Annotated in this window: 20 protein-coding genes and 1 pseudogene; 4 read left to right on the top strand and 17 right to left on the bottom strand. The window is 74.6% G+C overall.

The window, feature by feature from the left end; genetic code table 11:
- Positions 1-24: 24 nt before the first annotated feature.
- The gene (locus ABZ659_RS07120) at positions 25-1,758 is read left to right on the top strand and encodes a glycoside hydrolase family 6 protein (protein ID WP_360214337.1); all 1,734 of its coding nucleotides are present in this window, start codon (positions 25-27) and stop codon (positions 1,756-1,758) included.
- Positions 1,759-1,905: 147 nt separating this feature from the next.
- On the top strand, positions 1,906-2,820 hold the full coding sequence (locus ABZ659_RS07115; RefSeq protein ID WP_360214335.1) for a class I SAM-dependent methyltransferase: 915 nt from the start codon (positions 1,906-1,908) through the stop codon (positions 2,818-2,820).
- 215 nt (positions 2,821-3,035) lie between these two features.
- Here ABZ659_RS07115 and ABZ659_RS07110 read toward each other — a convergent pair whose 3' ends face one another.
- From ABZ659_RS07110 to ABZ659_RS07100, 3 genes are all read right to left on the bottom strand, one after another.
- On the bottom strand, positions 3,036-3,866 hold the full coding sequence (locus tag ABZ659_RS07110; RefSeq protein ID WP_360214333.1) for an aldo/keto reductase: 831 nt from the start codon (positions 3,864-3,866) through the stop codon (positions 3,036-3,038).
- A gap of 84 nt (positions 3,867-3,950) precedes the next feature.
- Positions 3,951-5,777, bottom strand: a complete 1,827-nt coding sequence (locus tag ABZ659_RS07105; RefSeq protein ID WP_360214331.1) for an AMP-dependent synthetase/ligase — start codon at positions 5,775-5,777, stop codon at positions 3,951-3,953.
- 130 nt (positions 5,778-5,907) lie between these two features.
- Positions 5,908-6,780 carry a LysR substrate-binding domain-containing protein gene (locus ABZ659_RS07100; RefSeq protein ID WP_360214329.1) on the bottom strand — a complete coding sequence of 291 codons (873 nt, stop codon included), beginning with the start codon at positions 6,778-6,780 and terminating at the stop codon, positions 5,908-5,910.
- A gap of 152 nt (positions 6,781-6,932) precedes the next feature.
- Between ABZ659_RS07100 and ABZ659_RS07095 the strand changes: the two genes are divergently transcribed.
- Positions 6,933-7,949 carry a bile acid:sodium symporter family protein gene (locus tag ABZ659_RS07095; protein ID WP_360214492.1) on the top strand — a complete coding sequence of 339 codons (1,017 nt, stop codon included), beginning with the start codon at positions 6,933-6,935 and terminating at the stop codon, positions 7,947-7,949.
- Here ABZ659_RS07095 and ABZ659_RS07090 read toward each other — a convergent pair.
- Both ABZ659_RS07090 and ABZ659_RS07085 read right to left on the bottom strand, forming a co-directional pair.
- Complete coding sequence (locus ABZ659_RS07090; RefSeq protein WP_360214327.1) at positions 7,885-8,193, bottom strand: hypothetical protein; 309 nt, start codon at positions 8,191-8,193, stop codon at positions 7,885-7,887. The two genes, ABZ659_RS07095 and ABZ659_RS07090, sit on opposite strands and share 65 nt — an antisense overlap.
- 11 nt (positions 8,194-8,204) lie before the next feature.
- Positions 8,205-10,121, bottom strand: coding sequence for a sialidase family protein (locus ABZ659_RS07085; RefSeq protein WP_360214325.1), 1,917 nt, complete (start codon positions 10,119-10,121; stop codon positions 8,205-8,207).
- 101 nt (positions 10,122-10,222) lie between these two features.
- On the opposite strand from ABZ659_RS07085, the gene ABZ659_RS07080 reads away from it, so the two are divergent.
- On the top strand, positions 10,223-10,657 hold the full coding sequence (locus tag ABZ659_RS07080) for a MarR family transcriptional regulator (protein ID WP_360214490.1): 435 nt from the start codon (positions 10,223-10,225) through the stop codon (positions 10,655-10,657).
- Between the two features lie 251 nt (positions 10,658-10,908).
- Here ABZ659_RS07080 and fdhD read toward each other — a convergent pair whose 3' ends face one another.
- From fdhD to ABZ659_RS07020, 12 genes and pseudogenes are all read right to left on the bottom strand, one after another.
- Positions 10,909-11,757, bottom strand: coding sequence for a formate dehydrogenase accessory sulfurtransferase FdhD (gene fdhD, locus ABZ659_RS07075; RefSeq protein ID WP_360214323.1), 849 nt, complete (start codon positions 11,755-11,757; stop codon positions 10,909-10,911).
- A gap of 16 nt (positions 11,758-11,773) precedes the next feature.
- Positions 11,774-12,030: pseudogene (locus tag ABZ659_RS07070) on the bottom strand (Fe-S-binding domain-containing protein); the annotation flags it as partial.
- Between the two features lie 99 nt (positions 12,031-12,129).
- Positions 12,130-13,164, bottom strand: coding sequence for a hydrogenase expression/formation protein HypE (gene hypE / locus ABZ659_RS07065; protein WP_360214321.1), 1,035 nt, complete (start codon positions 13,162-13,164; stop codon positions 12,130-12,132).
- Entirely contained in the window at positions 13,161-14,264 is a 1,104-nt protein-coding gene (gene hypD / locus ABZ659_RS07060) for a hydrogenase formation protein HypD (protein WP_360214319.1), read from the bottom strand. Before hypD ends, hypE begins: the two co-directional genes overlap by 4 nt.
- A gap of 6 nt (positions 14,265-14,270) precedes the next feature.
- Positions 14,271-15,614 (bottom strand): nickel-dependent hydrogenase large subunit, encoded by a 1,344-nt coding sequence (locus ABZ659_RS07055; protein ID WP_360214317.1) that lies wholly within the window; start codon positions 15,612-15,614, stop codon positions 14,271-14,273.
- Positions 15,611-16,399 (bottom strand): oxidoreductase, encoded by a 789-nt coding sequence (locus ABZ659_RS07050; RefSeq protein WP_360214315.1) that lies wholly within the window; start codon positions 16,397-16,399, stop codon positions 15,611-15,613. The genes ABZ659_RS07055 and ABZ659_RS07050 overlap by 4 nt, the downstream gene beginning before the upstream one ends.
- Before the next feature lie 29 nt (positions 16,400-16,428).
- The gene (locus ABZ659_RS07045; protein WP_360214313.1) at positions 16,429-17,247 is read right to left on the bottom strand and encodes an FAD/NAD(P)-binding protein; all 819 of its coding nucleotides are present in this window, start codon (positions 17,245-17,247) and stop codon (positions 16,429-16,431) included.
- Complete coding sequence (locus ABZ659_RS07040) at positions 17,244-17,699, bottom strand: cyclic nucleotide-binding domain-containing protein (RefSeq protein WP_360214311.1); 456 nt, start codon at positions 17,697-17,699, stop codon at positions 17,244-17,246. Before ABZ659_RS07040 ends, ABZ659_RS07045 begins: the two co-directional genes overlap by 4 nt.
- Positions 17,696-18,859 (bottom strand): 4Fe-4S dicluster domain-containing protein, encoded by a 1,164-nt coding sequence (locus tag ABZ659_RS07035; protein WP_360214309.1) that lies wholly within the window; start codon positions 18,857-18,859, stop codon positions 17,696-17,698. The genes ABZ659_RS07040 and ABZ659_RS07035 overlap by 4 nt, the downstream gene beginning before the upstream one ends.
- Before the next feature lie 345 nt (positions 18,860-19,204).
- Positions 19,205-19,483, bottom strand: a complete 279-nt coding sequence (locus tag ABZ659_RS07030) for a HypC/HybG/HupF family hydrogenase formation chaperone (protein ID WP_360214488.1) — start codon at positions 19,481-19,483, stop codon at positions 19,205-19,207.
- A gap of 5 nt (positions 19,484-19,488) precedes the next feature.
- Complete coding sequence (gene hypF / locus ABZ659_RS07025) at positions 19,489-21,795, bottom strand: carbamoyltransferase HypF (RefSeq protein WP_360214307.1); 2,307 nt, start codon at positions 21,793-21,795, stop codon at positions 19,489-19,491.
- A complete protein-coding gene (locus ABZ659_RS07020; RefSeq protein ID WP_360214305.1) occupies positions 21,782-22,294 on the bottom strand; it encodes a hydrogenase maturation protease in 513 nt (170 codons plus the stop codon). The genes hypF and ABZ659_RS07020 overlap by 14 nt, the downstream gene beginning before the upstream one ends.
- Positions 22,295-22,303: the final 9 nt, after the last annotated feature.

The raw sequence follows: 22,303 nt of genomic DNA, 5'->3' as shown, positions 1-22,303 counted from the left end.
CCCCACGAGAGGAAACCCGCACCGATGAGCCGTACCACCAGCACCAGAACAGCGCTGCTCGCGGCGCTGGCCCTGGTCGCCGGGAGCACGGGAACCGCCCTCGCGGCCGTTCCCGGCGACCTCGGCGCCGCCGCCGTCCCCTGCACCGTCGACTACCAGGTGCAGAACGACTGGGGCAGCGGCTTCACCGCCTCCGTCACCGTCACCAACAACGGCGCCGCCAAGAACAACTGGTCCGTGAAGTGGTCGTACGCGGGCAACCAGCGCGTCACCAACGCCTGGAACGCCCGCGTCACCCAGAGCGGCGCCGACGTCACCGCGGCCAACGAGTCCTACAACGGCACGCTGTCCACGGGTGGTTCGGCCACCTTCGGCTTCCAGGGCACCTACAGCGGCAGCAACGCGGTCCCGGCCACGTTCACGCTGGACGGCGTCACCTGCAACGTCGACGACGGCGACGGCGGTGGCGGCGACCCGGACCCGGACCCGGGCGGCGGCACCGGTGACCGGGTCGACAACCCGTACGACGGCGCCCAGGTGTACGTGAACCCCGAGTGGTCCGCGAACGCCGCCGCCGAACCGGGCGGCAGCCGGGTCGCCAACCAGCCGACCGGCGTGTGGCTGGACCGCATCGCCGCCATCGAAGGCGTCAACGGCGGCATGGGGCTGCGGGACCACCTCGACGAGGCGCTGGTCCAGAAGGGCTCCGGCGAACTCGTCATCCAGCTGGTCATCTACAACCTGCCCGGCCGGGACTGCTCCGCCCTCGCCTCCAACGGCGAGCTCGGCCCGACCGAGATCGACCGGTACAAGACCGAGTACATCGACCCGATCGCCGCGATCCTCGCCGACCCGAAGTACGCGGACCTCCGGATCGTCACCACGGTCGAGATCGACTCCCTGCCCAACCTCGTCACCAACACCGGCAGCCGTGAGACGGCCACCCCCGAGTGCGACGTGATGAAGGCCAACGGCAACTACGTCAAGGGGGTCGGCTACGCCCTCAACAAGCTCGCCGACGCGGGCAACGTCTACAACTACGTCGACGCCGGGCACCACGGCTGGATCGGCTGGGACGACAACTTCGCCCCGTCCGCGCAGCTGTTCAAGGAGGCCGCGACCGCCGAGGGCGCGACCGTCGACGACGTGCACGGCTTCATCACCAACACGGCCAACTACAGCGCCCTGAAGGAGGAGAACTTCACCATCGACTCCACGGTGAACGGCACCTCCGTCCGCCAGTCGAGCTGGGTGGACTGGAACCGCTACGTGGACGAGCAGTCCTTCGCCCAGGGCTTCCGCAACCAGCTGGTCTCGGTCGGCTTCAACAGCGACATCGGGATGCTGATCGACACCTCCCGCAACGGCTGGGGCGGCAGCGCCCGGCCCGCCGGCCCGGGGGCCACGACCAGCGTGGACACCTACGTCGACGGTGGCCGCTACGACCGCCGGATCCACATCGGCAACTGGTGCAACCAGGCCGGAGCGGGCCTGGGCGAACGCCCGCAGGCCAGCCCCGCGGCCGGGATCGACGCCTACGTCTGGATGAAGCCGCCGGGTGAGTCCGACGGTTCCAGCGAGGCGATCCCGAACGACGAGGGCAAGGGCTTCGACCAGATGTGCGACCCGACGTTCACCGGCACGCCGCGCAACGGCCACAACCTGACCGGCGCCCTGCCCGACGCGCCGATCTCCGGGAAGTGGTTCTCCGCCCAGTTCCAGCAGCTGATGCAGAACGCGTACCCGCCGCTGTCGTAATGCGGTGACGGTGCAGGTCCGCCGGTCCGGGTCCCGTCGCGCCCGGTCCGGCGGACCATCCCGTCGTTTGCCGACCCGGCAACACGACTTGCCTCCCCGCGGTGCGTCGGAGCACGCTGACGGCATCCGCAGGAGAGGCTGGCACCCATGGCGCACGATCACGATCACGGCGACGACAGGCACGGGCACGGGCATTCCCACGACCACGGCGACCTGGACTGGGCCGCGCTGGCCCCGCACCTGGAAGCCGAGGCCGAGCTGTACACACCGCTGTACGAGCGGGCGCTGGCCTGGCTCGGCAAGAAGCAGACCGAGCCGGGTCTGGTCGTCGACGCGGGCAGCGGACCCGGGGTGATCTCGGCCCTGCTCGCCGAGGCGTTCCCCGGCGCCCGGGTCGTCGCGGTCGACGCCGCCCAGCCGCTCCTTGAGCGTGCCCTGGACCGGGCGGAGAAGCGGGGGGTGGCCGACCGGTTCAGCGTGCTCGCCGGTGAACTGCCCGGCGTCCTCGACGACCTGGAGTACCCGGCCGACCTGATCTGGGCCAGCAACAGCCTGCACCACCTCGGCGACCAGCGTGCCGGGCTCACCGCCCTCGCCGCGCGGCTCGCGCCCGGCGGCACGCTGGCGGTGCTGGAGGGCGGTCTGCCGGTGCGGTTCCTGCCGCGTGACACCGGCATCGGGCGCCCCGGCTTCCAGGACCGCCTTGACGTGGCGCGGGCGGACTGGTTCGCCGAGATGCGCGCCGCCCTGCCCGGCGCCGTGGACGTGCCCGAGGACTGGCCCGACCTGCTGGCCGCGGCCGGTCTGCGGCCCACCGGCACCCGCAGCTTCCTGCTCGACGTCCCGCCCCCGGCCACCGACCGGGCCCGCGCCTGCCTGGTCAGCACCCTCACCCGGGTCCGCGAGGCGTGCGCCGACCGGCTCGACGCCACCGACACCGCCACCCTCGACCGGCTCCTCGACCCCGACGACCGGGCGAGCCTGCACCACCGCCGGGACGTCTTCTTCCTGACCGCCCGCACGGTCCACACGGCGACCCGCATCGACGCCCCGCCGCGGTAGGCCCTTGACCTGGAGAGCGCTCCACGTGGTGGACGCCAGGGGTTCGTCACCACCAAGGGGGCGACATGACCGGCTCTCCGGTGGCACTCCTGGGCGATGCGGCAGCCCGCGGGCGTCGACGTCGACACCGTCGTCGTACGGCCGGTCGGACAGGCCAACTGACGCGTGCGCCCCGTGGACCGGAGCGGTCCCGGGGCGCACGAGGGCGTCGGAGGTCAGCCGAAGGTGGCCGGGTCCGGGCCGATGCGGCGGTCCTCGTTGAGGGCGCTGATCGCGGCCAGGTCCTCGTCGTCCAGGCTGAAGTCGAAGACGTCGATGTTCTCCTTGATCCGCGACGGCGTCACCGACTTCGGGATGACCACGGTGCCCAGCTGGATGTGCCAGCGCAGCACGATCTGGGCCGGGGTCCGGCCGTGCTTGCGCGCGATGGCGACGATCGCCGGGACCTCCAGGAGGCCCTTGCCCTGGCCGAGCGGCGACCACGCCTCCGTGGCGATGCCCTGCTCCGCGTGGTACTCCCGGGAGGCGTGCTGCTGGAGGTGCGGGTGCAGCTCGATCTGGTTGACCGCCGGGATGACCGAGGTCTCCTCGATCAGCCGCTTCAGGTGCTCGGGGAGGAAGTTGGAGACGCCGATGGCCCGGATCAGGCCGTCGGCGTGCAGCTTCTCGAACGCCTTGTAGGTGTCGACGTAGGTGCCCTGGGACGGCATGGGCCAGTGGATCAGGTACAGGTCCAGGTACTCCAGGCCCAGCTTGCGCAGCGAGGTGTCGAAGGCGCGCAGCGTGGCGTCGTACCCGTGGTCGGTGTTCCAGAGCTTGGTGGTGACGAACAGTTCCTCGCGCGGGATGCCGGATGCCGCGAGGGCCTTGCCGGTGCCCTCCTCGTTGCCGTAGGCCGCCGCCGTGTCGATGCTGCGGTACCCGGCCGCCAGCGCCGTGCCCACCGCCTGCTCCGCGTCGGTGTCCGGCACCTGCCAGACGCCGTAGCCCAGCTGGGGCATCTCGACGCCGTTGTTGAGGATGATCGGGGGGACCTTGCTGCTCACGAGCTCGTGATCCTTACGGTTGTCGTCAGGTGGTACGCACATCGTCAACGATCACGGGCGCGACCGCATTCCTGACGGCGGGATTCAGCCCCGGTAGAGCGCCTCCACCACGTCCGCGTACGCGTTCTCGATCGCCTTGCGCTTCAGCTTCAGGGACGGGGTGAGCAGGCCGTGCTCCTCGGTGAAGGGCTGGGCGATGATGCGGAAGGTGCGGATCTGCTCCGCCTGGGAGACCAGGGTGTTGGCGGCGACCACCGCGCGCCGCACCTCCGTCTGCAGATCCGCGTCGCGCGCCAGTTCGAGGTCGGGCAGCCGGGGCTTGGCGCGCATCTGGAGCCAGTGCTCGACGGCCTCGTAGTCGAGGGTGACCAGGGCGGCGACGTACGGCCGGTCGTTGCCGACCAGGACGCACTGGTTGACCAGCGGGTGGTCCCGTACCCGCTCCTCCAGCGGACCGGGGGAGACGCTCTTGCCGCCGGAGGTCACCAGGATCTCCTTCTTGCGGCCGGTGATGGTGAGGTAGCCGTCGTCGTCGAGGAAGCCCAGGTCACCGGTGGCCAGCCAGCCCTCGTGCAGGGAGGCGTCGGTGGCCTTGGGGTTGTTGAGGTAGCCCTGGAAGACGTGGGGGCCGCGCAGCCAGATCTCGTTGTCGTCGGCGATGTGCACGCTCGCGCCGGGGATCGGCTGTCCGACGGTGCCGTAGCGGGTGCGGTCGGGCGGGTTGGCGGTGGCGGCGGCCGTGGACTCGGTCAGGCCGTAGCCCTCGTAGACCTGCACGCCCGCGCCCGCGAAGAACAGGCCGAGCCGCCGGTCCATGGCGGAGCCGCCCGACATCGCGTTGCGGATCCGGCCGCCCATCGCGGCGCGCACCTTGGCGTAGACGACCTTGTCGAAGAACTGGTGCTGGAGCCGCAGTGCCGCCGACGGCCCGGGCCCGGTGCCCCAGGCCCGCTCCTCCACGGCCTCCGCGTACCGCACCGCGACGTCGACGGCCTTCTCGAAGGCCCCCGAGCGGCCCTCCTTCTCCGCCTTGCGGCGGGCCGCGGCGAAGACCTTCTCGAAGATGTACGGCACCGCCAGGATGAACGTCGGCCGGAACGCGGCCAGGTCGGGCAGCAGCGCGGCGGCGTTGAGCTGCGGCTGGTGGCCGAAGCGGACCCGGCCGCGGATCGCCGCCACCTCCACCATCCGGCCGAAGACGTGGGCGAGCGGCAGGAAGAGCAGGGTGGCCGCCTCGTCGCCCCGGCGGGAGTGGAACACCGGCTCCCAGCGTTCGATGACGGTGTCCGCCTCCCACATGAAGTTGCCGTGCGAGAGGACACAGCCCTTGGGGCGGCCGGTGGTGCCCGAGGTGTAGATGACGGTGGCGACGGAGTCGGGGGTGACCGCCCTGCGGTGCCGGTGCACCACCTCGTCGTCCAGGTGGGCGCCCGCGTCGTACAGCTCGCGCACCGCGCCCGAGTCGAGCTGCCACAGCTCGCGCAGCGCGGGCAGCCGGTCGATGACGGTGGCGATGGTCATCGCGTGGTCCTCGTGCTCCACCACGGCCGCCGTGACCTCGGCGTCGTACAGCGTCCAGAAGCACTGTTCCGCCGAGGACGTCGGGTACACCGGCACCACCTGGGCGCCGATCGCCCACAGCGCGAAGTCGAACAGCGTCCACTCGTAGCGGGTGCGGGACATGATCGCGACCCGGTCGCCGAACCGTACGCCCCGCGCGAGCAGTCCCTTGGCCAGCGCGAGCACCTCGTCGCGGAACTCGGCGGAGGTGACGTCCCGCCACCGACCGGTCTCGTCCTTGCGGCCGAGCGCGACGGCGTGCGGGTCGGTGTGGGCGTGCTCGAAGACGACATCGGCCAGACCGCCCACCGGTGGCGGCAGCTCCACCGGAGGATTGGTGAACTCGCGCAAACCCGTACCGCCCCTTGCGACGCCGTGCTCAGTGCGCTGCAAGTTACCCCAGTAGTGACTGCGGAGTAAGTTCCCGCCGCGTAATCTGCACGGAATCTGTACGACCATGCCCACGCCGCGTAAGACGTGGTCAGGGCCGGTGCAGCCGGTCGCCCGCGGCCAGGACCGCCGTGGACAGGGCGTCGGCCGCGCCCGCCGTGCCGGGGTCGGTGGGGCGGCGCCGACCGGACACCAGGACGAAGTCGACCTGGCCGAGTTCGGGCAGCCCGAAGCGGTCCGGGACGCGGACCAGGCCCGGCGGGATGAACCCGCGCGAGTGGGCCATCACGCCGAGGCCGGCGCGGGCGGCGGCGACCAGGCCGTTCAGGCTGCCGCTGGTGCAGGCGATCCGCCAGGGGCGCCCCTGCCGCTGGAGGGCGTCCAGGGCGAGCGCGCGGGTGATGCCGGGTGGCGGGTAGACGATCAGCGGCACCGGGCGGTCGGCGTCCAGGCGGAGGCGTTCCGCGCCGATCCACACCAGTCGGTCGTGCCAGACCAGCTCACCGCGCGGGTCCTGGGGCCGCCGCTTGGCCAGCACCAGGTCGAGCTTCCCGGCCGCGAGCATCTCGTGCAGGGTGCCGGACAGCTCGACCGTCAGCTCCAGGTCGACCTCGGGGTGGGCGTGCCGGAAGCCCTCCAGGATCTCCGGCAGCCGGGTGAGCACGAAGTCCTCCGAGGCACCGAAGCGCAGTCTGCCGCGCAGCCGGGTGCCGGTGAAGAACGCCGTCGCCTGCTCGTGCGCCGCCAGGATCCGGCGCGCGAAGCCCAGCATGGCCTCGCCGTCCTCGGTCAGCCGCACCGAGTGGGTGTCCCGGCTGAACAGCGGCCGCCCCGTGGCGTCCTCCAGACGGCGTACGTGCTGGCTGACCGTGGACTGGCGCAGGCCGAGGCGCCGGGCGGCCTGGGTGAAGCTCAGCGTCTGCGCCACCGCGAGGAAGGTGCGCAGCTGGGAGGGGTCGTACACCCCGTCACGCTATCGCGGAACGTGATGACAGTCAGAGTGGTATGCCGGATTCCCGATCAGTGGGCGGAAGGGCAAGATGGGGCGGGGACGCCTTCCGTCCGTACGTCCGAGTCCCGTGGAGCACCGTGAAGCGCCCGCGCTGGCCGGCCTGGATGCCGGTCGACCCCTACATCCTGCTGCTGCTCGGGACGGTGGGCCTCGCGGCACTGCTGCCCGCCCGCGGCACGGGCGCCGAGGTGGCGTCCGGGGCGTCCACGGCGGCGATCGCCGTGCTGTTCTTCCTCTACGGCATCCGGCTGTCCACCCGGGAGGCGCTGGACGGGCTGAAGCACTGGCGGCTCCACGTCACCGTGCTGGCCTGCACCTTCGTCATCTTCCCGGTGCTGGGCCTGGCCGCCCGCGGACTGGTGCCGGTGCTGCTGACCGAGCCGCTCTACAGGGGCCTGCTCTTCCTGACCCTGGTGCCGTCCACCATCCAGTCGTCGATCGCCTTCACCTCCATCGCGCGCGGCAACGTGCCCGCGGCGATCTGCGCGGGCTCCTTCTCCTCGTTGGCCGGGATCGTCCTCACCCCGCTGCTCGCGGCCTCGCTGCTGGGCAGCGCGGCGGGCGGGTTCGCCGCCGACTCGGTGCTCCAGATCGTGCTCCAGCTGCTGGTGCCGTTCGTCGCCGGACAGCTCTCGCGCCGCTGGCTCGGCGCCTTCGTCACCCGGCACAGGAAGGTCCTCGGGCTGGTCGACCGCGGCTCCATCCTGCTGGTCGTCTACACCGCGTTCAGCGAGGGCGTGGTGCAGGGCGTCTGGCACCAGGTGAGCCCCGCCCAACTGGCCGGGCTGCTGGTCGCGGAGGCGGTGCTGCTGGCCGTGATGCTGGCCCTGACCTGGTACGGCGCCAAGGCGCTGCGGTTCGGGCGCGAGGACCGGATCGCCATCCAGTTCGCCGGGTCGAAGAAGTCCCTGGCCGCCGGGCTGCCCATGGCGACCGTCCTGTTCGGGGCGCAGGCATCGCTCGCCGTACTGCCGCTGATGCTCTTCCACCAGATGCAGCTGATGGTCTGCGCGGTGATCGCCAAGCGCCGCTCCCGCGACCCGGTCGAGGACGGGGTCAGCGCGCCGGTGCCAACCGCGGCGTCAGGGACCGAGGCCGGTACGGGGACGCGTCGGCGGTGACGTCCGCCGGGGCGCCGACGGTGCGCGGCGCGTGGACGTCGTAGCCGAGTCCCGTCGAGCCGGGGGAGCGCGGTGCGACGCGGGCGGCGACGGTCCGGGGTCCGCAGCCGCCGCCGTCGGGTCGTCGTCCGGTGCCGTCGCCGTCCTCCGGTGCCGCCGTGAGCGGCGCGGCGCCGAGAGCCGGGGTCAGCAGCGGGCCGACCCCGGCTCCCGTCCGCTGTCGTGCTCCCGCGTCGCCGGGCACGCTCCGGGACGTCAGCCGGTGCTGGCCACCTGGTCCATGGGCAGCCACGCCAGCGAGCCGAAGACCGGGAAGCCGCCCGAGCCGCGCAGGGTGCCGATCTCGCCGTCACTCAGCGCCCGGTTCCACACCCGCACCTCGTCGATCGCGCCGGTGAAGAAGGCCCGGCCGTCCATCCGCTGCCCGATGTGCACCCCGAACGGCGAGTTGCGGCTGACCGAGCCGGACACGTCCTCGGTGCTGACCGCCTCGCCGTCCAGGAACAGCGTCAGCCGCCCGCCGCCGCGGCGCAGCGCCACGTGGTGCCACGCGCCGTCGTTGTGCGCGGTGTCGGTGCTGACGTACGCCGTGCGCACGGTCCGTGCGCCCTCCCGGGTGGTGATCAGGCCGCGCACCACGTCGTTCGCGGGCTCGCCGCGCAGCCACACCTGCGGCTGGGTGAGGCCGATGCCGCCCATCCACAGCAGCGGCTGCTCCCCGCTCCGCGCGGTGTAGCGGAACCACAGGGAGGCGGTGAAGTCGCTGGTGCCGAGCGCGAGTTCGGAGCGGTAGGCGAGGCGTACGGCGTCGTCGGCACCGTCGAAGGCGAGCGCGTCGCCCACCACGCCCCCGGTCGTCGCGGGGCTGCCGAGCACGGTGGCCCGGGGGGCGAGCGGGCCGTGGTCGGCGGTGGTGGCCCGCGGGCCGCCCGGCGGTGTGAGCTGGTCCTCGGCGACCCGGACGAAGCGGATCTCGTCGCGGGCGTCGACCGCGCCGCCCTCGTACATCAGGCCCACGGTGTCGGCGTCGACGTCCACCAGGTCGGAGTAGCCCGCCCAGTCCCGGGCGACGACCGTGCCCCGGTCCGCGCTGTCCCAGGTGCGCCCGCCGTCGTGGGAGGAGCGCAGCATCATCGTCCGGCGGCGGTCCGGGTCGCCGGGGGCCGACAGCAGGACCCGGTCGTCCAGGCTGAGCAGGGCGCCCTGCACCTCCGGCGTGTAGAGGTCGGGCAGTCCCGTGAAGGGGGTGCTGAAGCTCTCGCCGCCGTCCCGGCTGAGGGTCTGGGAGCGGTGGCCGAGGTCGGTGCCCTCCTCGTCGCGGCTGCTGACCAGGAGCGTGCCGTCGGGCAGCTCGGCCGGGGTGACCTCGGAGGGCTTCTGCCGGAAGGTGCCGTCGGCGGCGACCGGGTAGGAGTCGGTGGCGCCGATCCGCCAGTGCTCGCCGCCGTCGTCGCTGATCACCAGCGCCGCGTGGTTGGTGGTGACGCGGCCGCCGCTGAACGTCTCGGCGTTGACGCCGAGCACCAGACGGCCCGCGTGCGCGCCCCGGGTGAGCTGGACGCCGTGCACGGGGCCGGTGGCGAACCACGAGTTCCAGTGCGCGGGCAGCAGCTCGGCGCTCAGGTCGCGCGGCTTGGACCAGGTGCGGCCGTCGTCGTCGCTGTACTGGAGCCAGGGCGCCCGGTCGCAGGGGATGGCGCAGTGCGCGCTGTCCGCGCGGCCGGTGTTGTAGGTCTGGGCGAGCAGGATCCGGCCGGTCTCGCGGTCCACGACCGGCGCCGGGTTGCCGTGGGTGTCGCCGTTGCCGTCGTTGATGACCTGCATCGGGCCCCAGGTGCGCCCGCCGTCGGTGGAGCGCTTGAGGACGATGTCGATGTCGGTCGCGTCGCCGCAGTTGAGGACCCGCCCCTCGGCGAAGGCCAGCAGGGTGTCGTCGTTGGTGCGCACGATCGCGGGGATCCGGAAACAGGCGTAGCCGCCGGGGTCGCGGTCGGCGCGGAAGAGGACCTGGTGGTCGAAGGGCGCCGCCTGGGCGCCGGTCGGCCGGGCCTCGGCGGTGCCCGGCAGGAGGCCCGCGGCGGCGGTGACGACGGCCGCGGTGAGAGTGGCTCGCAGACGGGTGTGACGGCTAGACGGCCGGTGTGACCTGCCCTTCAGGGCTGGGCGACGCATCGACCGCACCTCCAGGGGTTCGTTGGGGATCCCAACGATTAGCAGGTAATCGTAGGGAAGTCCAACGAATCTCGGCCTAGAGTGTTGCCATGTCAGAAGCCCTGTCAGAAGGCCCGCCGCCCGCGATACGGGCGCTGCCCAGCTGGCTGCTCTCCCGGGCCGCCGCCCGGGGCCGCACCCTGATGGCCGACGCGCTGGCCGCCGAGGGGCTGAGGGTCTGGCACCACGTGGTGCTGCTCGCCGTGCGCGATCTCGCCCCCGTCGCCCAGGCCGACCTCGGCCGCCGGGTCCGCCTCGACGCCAAGGACCTCGTCGGCGTCCTGGACGACCTGCAGTCCGCGGGCCTCGTCGTCCGCGCCCCGGACCCCCGCGACCGGCGCAAGAACGCCGTCACCCTCACCGCGGAGGGCGCCCGGCTGCTGGTCCGCTGCGAGCGCGCCGCGGGGGAGGCGAACGACGCGCTGCTCGGCCCGCTGACGGCGGCCGAGCGGGAACGGTTCACCGGGATGCTGGCCCGGATCGCGGACGCGTCCTAGCAGCAGCTCGCGGACGGGGACGCGCTCGCGGGCCCGGGAGCGTGCGCACGGGTGCGCGGCGTCCGCGGGGCCACGGGTGCCCGGCGTCCGCGGGGCCACGAGCAGGGTGAACGCGGGTCCGGGAGCGCGCGGGGGTGTGAGACCGGGTCCGGAAGTGCCCGTCCCCCGGGCCCGGGCCGGGGGACGGGACCCCTGTGGCGCAGGGGCGCCCCCCGCCGGTCGGGGTCCCGCGGCCGTGCCGCGGGGAACCGTCAGCCCTGGGTGGCCGCGGCCCGCAGGGCGAGCCGGGCCTCACCCGCGTACACGTTCATGGAGCTGCCCCGCAGGAACCCCACCAGGGTCAGCCCGGTCTCCGCCGCCAGGTCCACCGCCAGCGACGACGGCGCCGACACCGCCGCCAGCACCGGGATCCCGGCCATCACCGCCTTCTGCGCCAGCTCGAACGAGGCCCGCCCCGACACCAGCAGCACCGTCCGGGACAGCGGCAGCCGCCCGTCCTGCAGGGCCCGCCCCACCAGCTTGTCGACGGCGTTGTGCCGCCCCACGTCCTCGCGTACGTCGACCAGCTCGCCGTCCTCGGTGAACAGCGCCGCCGCGTGCAGCCCCCCGGTGCGGTCGAAGACGCGCTGGGCGGCGCGCAGCCGGTCGGGGAGGCTGGCGAGCAGCTCGGGTGCGAGCCGCACCGGGGGAGTGTCGTCGATGGGCCAGCGCGCGGTCGTGCGCACCGCGTCCAGGCTGGCCTTGCCGCACAGCCCGCACGACGACGTCGTGTAGACGTTCCGCTCCAGGGTCAGGTCGGGGATCTCGACGCCGGGCGCGGTCGTCACGTCCACCACGTTGTACGTGTTCGAACCGTCGGCCGTCGCCCCCGCGCAGTACACGATGTTCCGCAGGTCGGAGGCGTACGCCAGCACGCCCTCGCTGACCAGGAACCCGGCCGCGAGCGCGAAGTCGTCGCCCGGGGTGCGCATGGTGATCGCGAGGGGTCTGCCGTTCAGCCGGATCTCCAGGGGCTCCTCGGCGACGAGGGTGTCCGGGCGGGTGGAGACCGCGCCGTCCCGGATCCGGATCACCTTGCGTCGTTCCGTGACTCGTCCCATGTCCCCATCAGCCCCATTAGTCCCGTCGGTCCCGGTTCTGCACGTGCTGGTAGCCGAAGCGTCCCTTGACGCAGAGGTTGCCATGGGTCACCGGGTTGTCGTGCGGCGAGGTGACCTTGACGATCTCGTTCTCCTGGACGCGCGGGGTCAGGTCAGGATGCACCCCACCCCGCGGTAGGCGCACACCGTGGTCGTCTCCGTCTGCTTCGACTCGTCCCACGTACCCGCCGCCCGCAGGTCGAACTCCGCCTCGAACGACAGCGCCCCCGTCGGTGAGCCGGGTGCGGTCCCTGGGCTGCCGTTTCCCCGCACGGGGCTCCTCCCACGGGGCCCCGGACGACGGTCGATCGCGCGTGCGAGCCGGCAGCCGCCTCAGCAGATACGCGGCAGCAGCTCGCCGAGTGGCATGTCCACCACGCGTCGGGCGCCCACCAGCGTGCGCAGGGTCACCCGGCCCTCCGGGCCGCCGGACGCCACCTCGCCGATCCGGACCGCTTCCGCGCCCTCGGGGAGCCTCCGCAGCGCGGCCAGGGCGGAGTCCGCCGCGGACGGGGCGACGAACGCCACCATGCAGCCCTCGTTGGCGACGACGAGCGGGTCGAGGCCGAGCAGGTCGCAGGCCGAGCGGACCGCGTCCGGCACGGGCACGGCGTCCTCGTCGACCTCGACCGCGACGCCGGAGTCCCGGGCGATCTCGTTGAGCGCGGCGGCGAGTCCGCCCCGGGTCGGGTCGCGCAGCGTGTGCACCCGCTCCCCGAACGGTGCGAGCGCGGCCACCAGCCGGTGCAGGGGGCGGCTGTCCGAGGCGATGTCGCTCTCGAAGCCCAGGCCCTCCCGCGTCGACAGCACCGTGGTGCCGTGCAGCCCCACCGGACCCGACAGCAGCACCGCGTCGCCGGGCCGGGCCAGCGCCGCCGACGGCCGCAGACCCGGGTGCCGTTGCCCGACACCGGTGGTGTTGACGAAGACCCGGTCCACCGCGCCCCGCCCCACCACCTTGGTGTCCCCGGTCACCACCGGCACCCCCGCCGCCCGCGCCGCCGCCCCCAGCGACCTCACCACCCGGCGCAGTTCGGGCAGTGGCAGCCCCTCCTCCACGATCAGCGCCACCGACAGGGCGACCGGCCGGGCCCCGCGCATGGCGACGTCGTTGACCGTGCCGTGCACCGCGAGGCTGCCGATGTCGCCGCCGGGGAAGAACAGCGGGCTGACCACGAAGCTGTCCGTGCTGACCACCAGGTCCGGATGGCCGGGCAGCAGCGCGGCGTCCTCCAGCGGCCCGCCCTGCCCGTCCAGCGCGGGCAGCACCAGGCTCTCCAGCAGCTCCGCGGTCAGCCGTCCCCCGGCCCCGTGGCCGAGCAGGACGACGTCGTCCTCGTGGTGCGGGGTCGGGCAGACGGCGGTCATGGCGACGGCACCTCCCTCTGGCGTCCGGCCGCGTGGAAGGCGGCGCAGGTGCCCTCGGCCGACACCATCGGCGCGCCGAGGGGATGGCGGGGCGTGCACCGGGTGCCGTACGCCGGGCAGTCCGTGGGCAACGTGGCGCCGGTGAGCACGGCCCCGGCGACGCACTCCGGGTCCTCCGCCGGGTGCAGGCCGTCCACGGCGAAGCGCCGGGCGGCGTCGAAGCGGTCGTAGGGCGGGCGCAGTTCGAGCCCGCTGCCGGGCAGCTCGCCCAGTCCGCGCCAGGCCCGGTCGGTGACGCGGAAGACGGTGGCGACGGCGTCGCGCGCCGCGGTGTTCCCGGACCGCCGTACGGCCCGTACGTACTGGTTCTCCACCGCGCAGCGGCCCGACTCCAGCTGCCGGACGGCCATCAGGATGCCCTCCAGCAGGTCCAGCGGCTCGAACCCGGTGACCACGATCGGCACCCGGTAGCGGGCGGCGATCGGCTCGTACTCCCGCCAGCCCATCACCGCGCACACGTGCCCCGCCGCGAGGAACGCCTGCACCTCGCAGTCGGGGTCGTCGAGCAGTGCCGTCATCGCGGGCGGCACCAGCACATGGCTGACCAGCAGCGAGAAGTTGGCGAGCCCCAGGCGGGCGGCGTGCAGCACCGCCATGGCGTTGGCGGGCGCGGTGGTCTCGAAGCCGACGGCCAGGAACACCACCTCGCGGTCCGGGCGGGCGGCGGCCAGCCGGACGGCGTCCATCGGCGTGTAGACCACTCGCACGTCGGCGCCGCGCGCCCGCAGCGACAGCAGGTCGGTCCCGGTGCCCGGCACCCGCAGCATGTCGCCGAAGCTGGTGAGGACCACCCCGGGCCGCGCCGCGATGGCCATCGCCCGGTCCAGGGTCTCCAGCGGGGTCACGCACACCGGGCAGCCGGGGCCGTGGATCATCCGCATCCCGGCGGGCAGCAGTTCGTCGATGCCCTGCCGGACCAGGGTGTGGGTCTGGCCGCCGCACACCTCCATGATCCGCCACGGCCGCGTCGCGGTACCGCGCAGCTCGTCCAGCAGCCGCCGGGCGACGGCCGGGTCACGGTACTCGTCGAGGTACTTCACCCCGCCTCATCCTCCCGTCTCCCCGTGGACGACGGTCAGGTCCAGGAAGTGGGTGGCGCAGGAGATGCACGGATCGTGGTTGCGCACCGCCCGCTCACACAGCCGCGCCAGCTCCGCGTCGCCCACCCCGCCCCGCGCGACGGCCGCCCCGGCGACCCGCACCAGGTCGTCCTCGATGGCGCCCTGGTTCTGCGCGGTCGGCGGCACGATCCGGGCGTCCGTGACGGTGCCGTCGCCGTCCAGCCGGTAGCGGTGGTAGAGCACACCGCGTGGCGCCTCCGTCGCCCCGTGCCCGGTCCCGGCGACCGGCGGCACGTCGACGCAGGGGCGGGCGGGCGGCTCGTACCCGGCGATCAGGCGCAGCGCCTCGTCCACCGCGTACACCACCTCCACGGCCCGCACCAGGACCGACCGGTACGGGTTGCGGCACACCACGCCCCGCCGCGGGTCCCCGAGCCCGGCCGCGCCGGCCGCCTGGAGGGCGGTGGCCGACAGCGACGGCCCGCTGACCGCGTACCGGGCGAGCGGCCCGGTGAGGTGGCGGCGCCCGTCGAGCCGCGAGTGCAGCGCGGTGGAGCGCGGCACCTGCTCCTCGCGGACGTGGTCCAGGAACGCGGAGAGCGGGAAGTCGGCCCGCGCCCCGTCCGCGCGCAGCACCGTCGGCGTGCCCCGCTCCACGGCGTACGTGCCCGGCGCGGCCAGCGCCAGGAAGTCGGCGTCGGCCTCCGCGTCGGGGAAGTCGAAGCCCGCCACCCAGCGCACGGTGTCCCAGGCGTCGTCGGCGGCCCGGCGCAGCCGCTCCGCCAGCGGACGCAGCTCGGCCCGGGTCGGCGCCCGGTGGAAGCCCCCCACCCGCACGTTGACGGGGTGGATGGCACGGCCGCCGAGCAGCTCCATGAGCGCGTTGCCCGCCTGCTTCAGCCGCAGCCCCCGCTCCACGGCGGCCCGCTCGGTGCGGGCCAGCTCGACCGCGCTGTCACAGCCGAGGAAGTCCGGGGCGTGCAGCAGATGGATGTGCAGGGCGTGGCTCTCGATCCACTCGCCGCAGTACAGCAGCCGCCGCAGCTCCCGCACCGGCCGCTCGACGGTCACCCCGCAGGCGTCCTCGATCGCCTGGCAGGCGCTCATCTGGTACGCCACCGGGCAGATCCCGCAGACCCGGGCGGTGATGTCGGGCGGCTCGGTGTGCGCCCGGCCGCGCAGGAACGCCTCGAAGAACCGGGGCGGTTCGTAGATGCTCAGCGACGCCTCCTCGACGAGGCCGTCCGCCACCCGCAGCACGAGGGTGCCCTCACCCTCCACGCGGGCCAGCGACCCGACGCGCAGCACCCGGGAGCCTCGGTGGGTCATGTCCGTGCCTCCTCCCCCTCGCCGGCGGACTCCCCCCGGGGGAGCCGGTCGAACGCGGTGGCGTTGAAGGTGCGCAGCAGCCGCCCGACCTCGCGGTCCCCGAGGCCGTCGCGGCGCAGCAGCGGCAGCAGCGCGGGCAGGTTCGCGGACCCCGACGGGCCGAAGCAGCCGTAGCAGCCGCGGCCGTACGCCGGGCAGATCGCCCCGCACCCGGCGTGCGTCACCGGGCCCAGGCAGGGCTCGCCCCGGGCGACGGTGACGCAGACGACGCCGCGCCGCTTGCAGGCGAAGCACACGCTGTGGTCGGGCACGTCCGGCTTGCGCCCGGCCAGGAACGCGGTGACGACCTCCAGCAGCTGGCCGCGGTCGACGGGGCAGCCGCGCAGCTCGAAGTCCACGTCGACATGGGCCGAGACGGGGGTCGACTCGGCGAGGGTGTCGAGGTAGTCGGGCCGCGCGTACACGGCGCGCGCGAACTCCGCCACGTCGGCGAAGTTCCGCAGCGCCTGGATGCCGCCGGCGGTCGCGCAGGCGCCGATCGTCACCAGCACCCGGCACTGCGCGCGGATCTCCCGGACCCGCTCGGCGTCCGCCGCGGTGGTGACGGAGCCCTCCACCAGGCCGAGGTCGTACGGGCCGGGCTCCACCGCGCTGGACGCCTCCAGGAAGTGCGCGATCCGTACCCGGCCCGCGAGGGCGAGCAGCTCGTCCTCGCAGTCCAGCAGGGTGAGCTGGCAGCCGTCGCAGGACGCCAGCTTGAACACGGCGAGAGTGGGGACGGACACGGTCGCGCACCTCCTTCAGCGGCGGCGGATCACAGCTCCCGTACGGACAACAGGTCCTCGGCCCGGTCCCAGCCGATCACCGGACCCTCCTGGCACAGCAGCACACCGCCCAGCTGGCAGTGGCCGCAGTGCCCCGTGGCGCAGCGCATGTTCCGTTCCAGCGAAACCCGGATCCGGTCGGCGGGCATCCCCAGACCGCACAGCGCCCGCGCCGTCACCCGGATCATCACCTCGGGACCGCACACGTACGCCGTGGTGTTCCCGGGCGTGAACCGGGCCTCGCCGAGCAGTTCGGTGACGACCCCGACGCGGGCGGGCCAGCCGGGGGAGGGGCGGTCCACGGTGACCGCGCAGCGCAGCGGGCTCCGCGCGGCCGTCCAGCCCCGCAGCTGACGGGCGTACGGCAGGTCGTGGGCGGTGCGGGCGCCGACGAGCAGGTTCAGCCGCCCGAAGTCCCGGGGCGTGGCGAGGGCGGCGGTCAGCAGGGGGCGCAGCGGCGCGAGCCCGATGCCGCCCGCCACGACCAGGACGTCCTGGCCACGGGCCCGGCGCAGGTCCCAGCCGGTGCCGAAGGGACCGCGCAGCCCGATCAGGTCACCGGGCCGCACCCCGCACAGCGCCGCCGACACCGCGCCGACCAGGCGGACCGTGTACGTCAGCTCGCTGCGGTCGATCCGGGACACCGACACCGGGATCTCGCCCACCCCGAAGGCGTACACCATCGCGAACTGCCCCGGCGCGAACGGCGCCAGCACCGCCGCGCCCGCCGGGACCAGCGTGACGCTGACCGTGTCGGACGTCTCCCGCCGTACCGCGGTCACCCGGTAGGGCAGCGGGGCGGCGGTCATGCCCGGCCCCGGGTGCCGTGCGGGGCGTACAGGTCGAGCAGCCGGAGCCGGGCGGCGTGCAGCCGGTCGGTGACCACCCGGCCGACCCAGGTCGCGACCGCGCGGCCGAACTCCGGGTCCCGCGCGCACATGGCCCGTACCGTCTCCGCGTCGAACTCCCAGGCCCGCACCGGGCTCTGCGCCTCCGCGCCCAGCTGCCACCAGTACGGCGGGAAGTGCCAGGACCAGCCCACGAGCTCCCCGTGGCCCAGCGACTCGATGACGACCGGACGGCGGCCCGGCACCGACAGGTCGAGGTCCACGGTGCCGGTGCGGACGATCCAGAACCGGTCGGCGCGCTGTCCCTCCTCGAACAGCCGGGCGCCCGACTCGAAGGAGACCTCGCGGGCGGTCTCCGTCAGCCGGGCGCGATGCTCGGCGGGCAGGGCGGCGGCGAGGGTGGTGGCGGTCATCGTGGCGACTCCTCAAGGGTCTCGGGCCGGGACCGGGCGGTGCGCTCCTCGCACAGCGCCGCGGCCTCCTCGGTGAGGTCGATGCCGACCGGGCACCAGGCGACGCAGCGCCCGCAGCCCACACAGCCGGAGCTGCCGAACTGCTCGTACCAGGTGGCGAGCTTGTGGGTGAGCCACTGCCGGTAGCGGCTGCGGCCCGAGGACCGCACGGGGCCGCCGTGCAGTCGGCTGAAGTCGAGGTCGAAGCAGGAGTCCCAGCGCTGCCACCGCTCGGCGTGCGCCCCGGTGAGGTCGGTGACCTCCTCGGTGGTGACGCAGAAGCAGGTCGGGCAGACCATGGTGCAGTTCCCGCAGGTCAGACAGCGGGCGGCGACGTCGTCCCAGCGGTCGGCTGTCAGGCTGTCGCCGAGCAGCGCGCGCAGGTCCACCGGCGGCATGGCGCGGCCCATCCGCTCCCGGGCGGCGGCCACGGCGCCCCGGGCGGCGGCGCGCGTGTCCTCGTCGGCCTCCCGGTGCGGGACGTCGGCGAGGACGGCCTCCCCGGCGTCGCTGCCGACGCGGACGAGGAAGCGGTGGCCCGCCGCGTCGACCAGTTCGGTCAGCGCGAGGTCGAAGCCCTCGTCGGCGCCGGGACCGCCGCCCATGGAGACGCAGAAGCAGGTCGCGCCGGGCTCCGTGCACTCGGCGGCCACCAGGAAGGCGCCGGTGCGCCGGGCCGCGTAGCCGCGGTCCTCGTAGCGGCCCCCGGCCAGCACCCGGTCCTGGACCGCGATCGCCCGCAGGTCACAGGGGCGTACGCCCAGGAAGGCGTACGACGGCCGCGCCGGTGTCTCCTCGGTGAACGTCAGCTCCCCGTCCGCCGCGCGGTCGGCGCTCCACAGCTTCTCCCGCTCGGGGTGCAGGAACGACTTCCACGACTGCGGTCCTGTGGTGTGCGCGAAGACCGCGCCGTCCGCCCGCGGCACCAGCCGGTAGCGGCCCGCCTCGACCTCGGTGCCCCAGCCGAACGGCAGCTCGTCCGCCGAGGTGATCTCCGCGAGGACGACGGCGGCGTCCCGCACGGTCGGTCCGACGACCGTGTGTCCCCGCGCGCGCAGCACCCGGACCAGGGCGTCGAGTCCGGCCCGGTCCAGTACGGCGGCGGTGCGGCGGTCTGACATCGGACTCCCCCTCCGTGCGGGTGCCGTGTGAGTGCCGTGCGGATGTCATGGAACTGCTCCTACCAGCGTCGGCCCGGACACCGCCCGCGGACCACGGGCCGCAGGGCCCCGAAGCCGGGTCGTTCGGCCCTGCCGGGGGAGGGGCTCCCGTACGCGCCGGGAGGGCGCGGGCACGGGGCGACGGGAAGGACTCACCCGCTTCTCGCGGATCCGAATTGCGCGGTGCGCGGCCGGGGGATGACCGCTTCTCCGCGTCTGTGCCGGGTCCTTCCCGTCACTTCAAGTACATCGCGCCCGCCCCCGCGCCAACAGGGCCGATCGGCCCCATCCGGGCCCCTGGCCCCGTCAGCCCCCGTCGCCGCCCCGGCGGGGCAGCGGCTCGCCCAGCTCGCCGGTGACCGCGTCCGCCATGGCCCGCAGCACCTCCAGGGTGCGCTCCGCCTCGGCCTCGTCGACCCGCGCGATGGCGAACCCGACGTGGACGACGACGTACGCCCCCACCCCCGCCTCCGGGGTGTAGGCGAGGCACACCTCGCGGCGCACCCCGCCGAAGTCGACCGTTCCCGTGCGCAGGCCCGCGTCCTCGCGGACGTCGACGATCCGGCCGGGGATGCCCAGGCACATCGCGCTCACCTCTCTCCCGCCAGCACGGCGGCGGCGACCGCCGTCTGTCCGTAGCTGATCCCGCCGTCGTTGACCGGCACCGCCCGGCCGGTGAGCACCCGGGTCCCCCGCGCCCGCAGCAGCCCGGTCACCTCGGCGAGCAGCCGCGGGTTCTGGAAGCAGCCGCCGCCCAGGCACACCGTCGGCGGGGCGCCCTCCGCCACCGCCCGCCCGACCAGCGCCGCGGTGACCTCGGCGACGGCGGTGTGGAAGGCGGCGGCCAGCCGGGGCACCGGCACCCCCGCGGCGACCCCTTCGAGCAGCGCGGTGAGCGTCGGGCCCGGGTCGTACACCCACAGCCCGTCCGCCCGCGCCAGCCGCCACGGCAGCGCGCCCGGCCGCAGCCGGCCCGCCGCGCTCTCCAGGGCGACGGCCGCCTGACCCTCGTACGACACCGTGTCGCCGAGGCCGAGCAGGCTCGCCGCCGCGTCGAACAGCCGTCCCGCGCTGGACGCGTGCGGGCAGTTGACGCCGCGCTCCACCATGGCCCGGACGAAAGCGGCCTCCCGGGCGTCGAGCCGGTCCGTGAACCGCCGCACCAGGGCGGGATCCGGCCGGGGGCCGCCCAGCGGCTCCAGGCCGTGCAGGTAGCCGAGCGCCATCCGCGACGGATGCCGGACCGCGGCCTCCCCGCCGGGCAGCGGCGCCCGCGCGAAGCGGCCCACCCTGCGGTACCCCGCCAGGTCGGCGACGAGCACCTCGCCGCCCCACAGCGTGCCGTCGTCGCCGTACCCCAGACCGTCGTAGGCGACGCCGACGAACGGCCCGGTCACGGCGTGCTCGGCGGCGACGGCGGCCACGTGCGCGTGGTGGTGCTGGACGGCGATCCGCCGCTCGAAACGCCGCTGCCCGCCCGCCCACCGGGTGGACAGGTAGCCGGGGTGCCGGTCGTGCGCGACGACGCGCGGGGCGACGCCGGTGAGCCGGGTCAGCTCCGCGTACGAGGTGGTGAAGGCGTCGTACGTCGCCGTGTCCGCGAGGTCCCCGGTGTGCGGGCCCAGGTGCGCCCGGCCCGCCTCGGCCAGCGTGAACGTGTGCTTGAGCTGGGCACCGGCGCCCACCACCGGGACGGGCGCGGCGACCGGCAGCGCCAGCGGCGCCGGGGCGTACCCGCGCGCCCGCCGCAGCGTGCGTGCCGTGCCGTGGGAGACCTGGACGACCGAGTCGTCGTAGCGGGCCCGGATGGGCCGGTCATGGGTCAGGAAGCCGTCCGCGACCGCGCCGAGCGAACGGCGGGCGGCGTCGTCGTCGGTGGCGATGGGCTCGTCGGCGAGGTTGCCGCTGGTGACGACGAGCGGCCGGGCCAGCGCGCGCAGCAGCAGGTGGTGCAGCCCCGTCGTGGGCAGGAACAGGCCCACCCGCCCGGTGCCGGGGTGCACCTCGGGCGCGAGCCGCCCGCCCCGGTGCTGGGCGGGGAGCAGCAGCACCGGCCGCTGCGGCGAGCCGAGCACGTCCTCCTCGGTACGGCCGGTGCGCGCCAGCCGCCGGACGGCGGCCAGGTCGGCCACCATCACGGCGAACGGCTTGGCGGGCCTGCGCTTGCGCCGCCTCAGCCGCGCGACCGCCCCGGCGTCGGTGGCGTCGCAGACCAGCTGGTAGCCGCCGAGCCCCTTCACCGCCACGATGCCGCCGTCCCGGACCGCCCGCACCGCCGCCTGGAGCGCGTCCTCGCCGGTCAGGTCCGCCCAGGCGAGCCGGGGGCCGCAGACCGGGCAGGCGAGGGGCTCGGCGTGGAAGCGCCGGTCGGCCGGGTCGGCGTACTCGGCCGCGCAGTCCGGGCAGAGCGGGAAGCGGCGCATCGTGGTGCGCTCCCGGTCGTACGGCAGGTCCTCGATGACGGTGGCGCGCGGGCCGCAGTCGGTGCAGTTGACGAACGGGTAGCGGTACCGCCGGTCGTCCGGGTCGAACAGCTCCGCCAGGCACGCGTCGCAGACCGCCGCGTCCGGGGGGATCTCACGGGGCGCGGCGGACGGGTCGGCCTGGCTGGCCACGACGGTGAACCCGGCGCGGTCGGGCGCACCGGGCGCGTCGGTCACGTCGATCCGGCGCACGGCGGCCAGCGGCGGCGGCCGGTCCCGGAGCCGCGCGACCAGCTCGCGCAGGGCGTCCGGGCGGCCGGAGACGGTCAGCTCGACGTGGCCGTCCACGTTGCACACCCAGCCGTCCAGGCCCAGCGCGGTGGCCGTGCGGTGCACGTAGGGCCGGAAGCCGACGCCCTGGACCCGCCCGAAGACCTCGATGTGCTGGGTGCGGCGGCGCTCACCCGCGGCCATGGCCCGCCTCCCGCCCGTCCGGCACCTCCCGGCGCACGTCCTCCTCGACCGCGTCCGCCAGCGCGTCCACCCGGGCGGCGACGGCGGCGGACAGGCCCCTGCCCAGCGACCGGTCGGCGCCCTCGACGGCGTACACGACCAGGCGGCGCGGCAGCCGGCCGAGGACCCGGGACAGCTCCACGGCGTCCCCGAGGCCCAGCCCGTGGGAGCTGGTGGTCGTGGTGCGGGCCGCGCCGGTGCCGTCCAGAGTGAGCCGGTGGACCCGGCCGGGGTACGGCGGCGCGGCGTGCGCGGCGTCGACCACGACCGCGAGGGCGGCGCCCTCCCACAGGGCCAGCAGCCTCGCCGGGTCGCCGTCGCAGTCCTCGACGACGGTGCCGGGCGGCAGCGGCCGGTCGGCGGCGCGCTCGGCCAGCCGGGCCGTCACGGCCCAGCCCACACCGTCGTCGTGGCGGAACTCGTTCCCGACCCCGATGACGACGATCCGGCCGACGGACATGTCCCGCTC

The organism is Streptomyces sp. NPDC006997 (assembly GCF_040635175.1).
Taxonomy (GTDB): Bacteria; Actinomycetota; Actinomycetes; order Streptomycetales; family Streptomycetaceae; genus Streptomyces.
This window is presented reverse-complemented; position numbering and strand designations above follow the sequence as displayed.

What these genes read in the sequence shown, in the direction of transcription:
- ABZ659_RS07020 (WP_360214305.1), bottom strand. Translation starts at nt 22,294, where the DNA reads ATGTCCGTCGGCCGGATCGTCGTCATCGGGGTCGGGAACGAGTTCCGC.
- ABZ659_RS07035 (WP_360214309.1), bottom strand. Translation starts at nt 18,859, where the DNA reads ATGTCAGACCGCCGCACCGCCGCCGTACTGGACCGGGCCGGACTCGAC.
- ABZ659_RS07095 (WP_360214492.1), top strand. Translation starts at nt 6,933, where the DNA reads ATGCCGGTCGACCCCTACATCCTGCTGCTGCTCGGGACGGTGGGCCTC.
- ABZ659_RS07120 (WP_360214337.1), top strand. Translation starts at nt 25, where the DNA reads ATGAGCCGTACCACCAGCACCAGAACAGCGCTGCTCGCGGCGCTGGCC.
- ABZ659_RS07055 (WP_360214317.1), bottom strand. Translation starts at nt 15,614, where the DNA reads ATGACCCACCGAGGCTCCCGGGTGCTGCGCGTCGGGTCGCTGGCCCGC.
- ABZ659_RS07030 (WP_360214488.1), bottom strand. Translation starts at nt 19,483, where the DNA reads ATGTGCCTGGGCATCCCCGGCCGGATCGTCGACGTCCGCGAGGACGCG.
- ABZ659_RS07040 (WP_360214311.1), bottom strand. Translation starts at nt 17,699, where the DNA reads ATGACCGCCACCACCCTCGCCGCCGCCCTGCCCGCCGAGCATCGCGCC.
- hypF (WP_360214307.1), bottom strand. Translation starts at nt 21,795, where the DNA reads ATGGCCGCGGGTGAGCGCCGCCGCACCCAGCACATCGAGGTCTTCGGG.
- hypE (WP_360214321.1), bottom strand. Translation starts at nt 13,164, where the DNA reads ATGACCGCCGTCTGCCCGACCCCGCACCACGAGGACGACGTCGTCCTG.
- ABZ659_RS07045 (WP_360214313.1), bottom strand. Translation starts at nt 17,247, where the DNA reads ATGACCGCCGCCCCGCTGCCCTACCGGGTGACCGCGGTACGGCGGGAG.
- ABZ659_RS07085 (WP_360214325.1), bottom strand. Translation starts at nt 10,121, where the DNA reads ATGCGTCGCCCAGCCCTGAAGGGCAGGTCACACCGGCCGTCTAGCCGT.
- ABZ659_RS07115 (WP_360214335.1), top strand. Translation starts at nt 1,906, where the DNA reads ATGGCGCACGATCACGATCACGGCGACGACAGGCACGGGCACGGGCAT.
- fdhD (WP_360214323.1), bottom strand. Translation starts at nt 11,757, where the DNA reads ATGGGACGAGTCACGGAACGACGCAAGGTGATCCGGATCCGGGACGGC.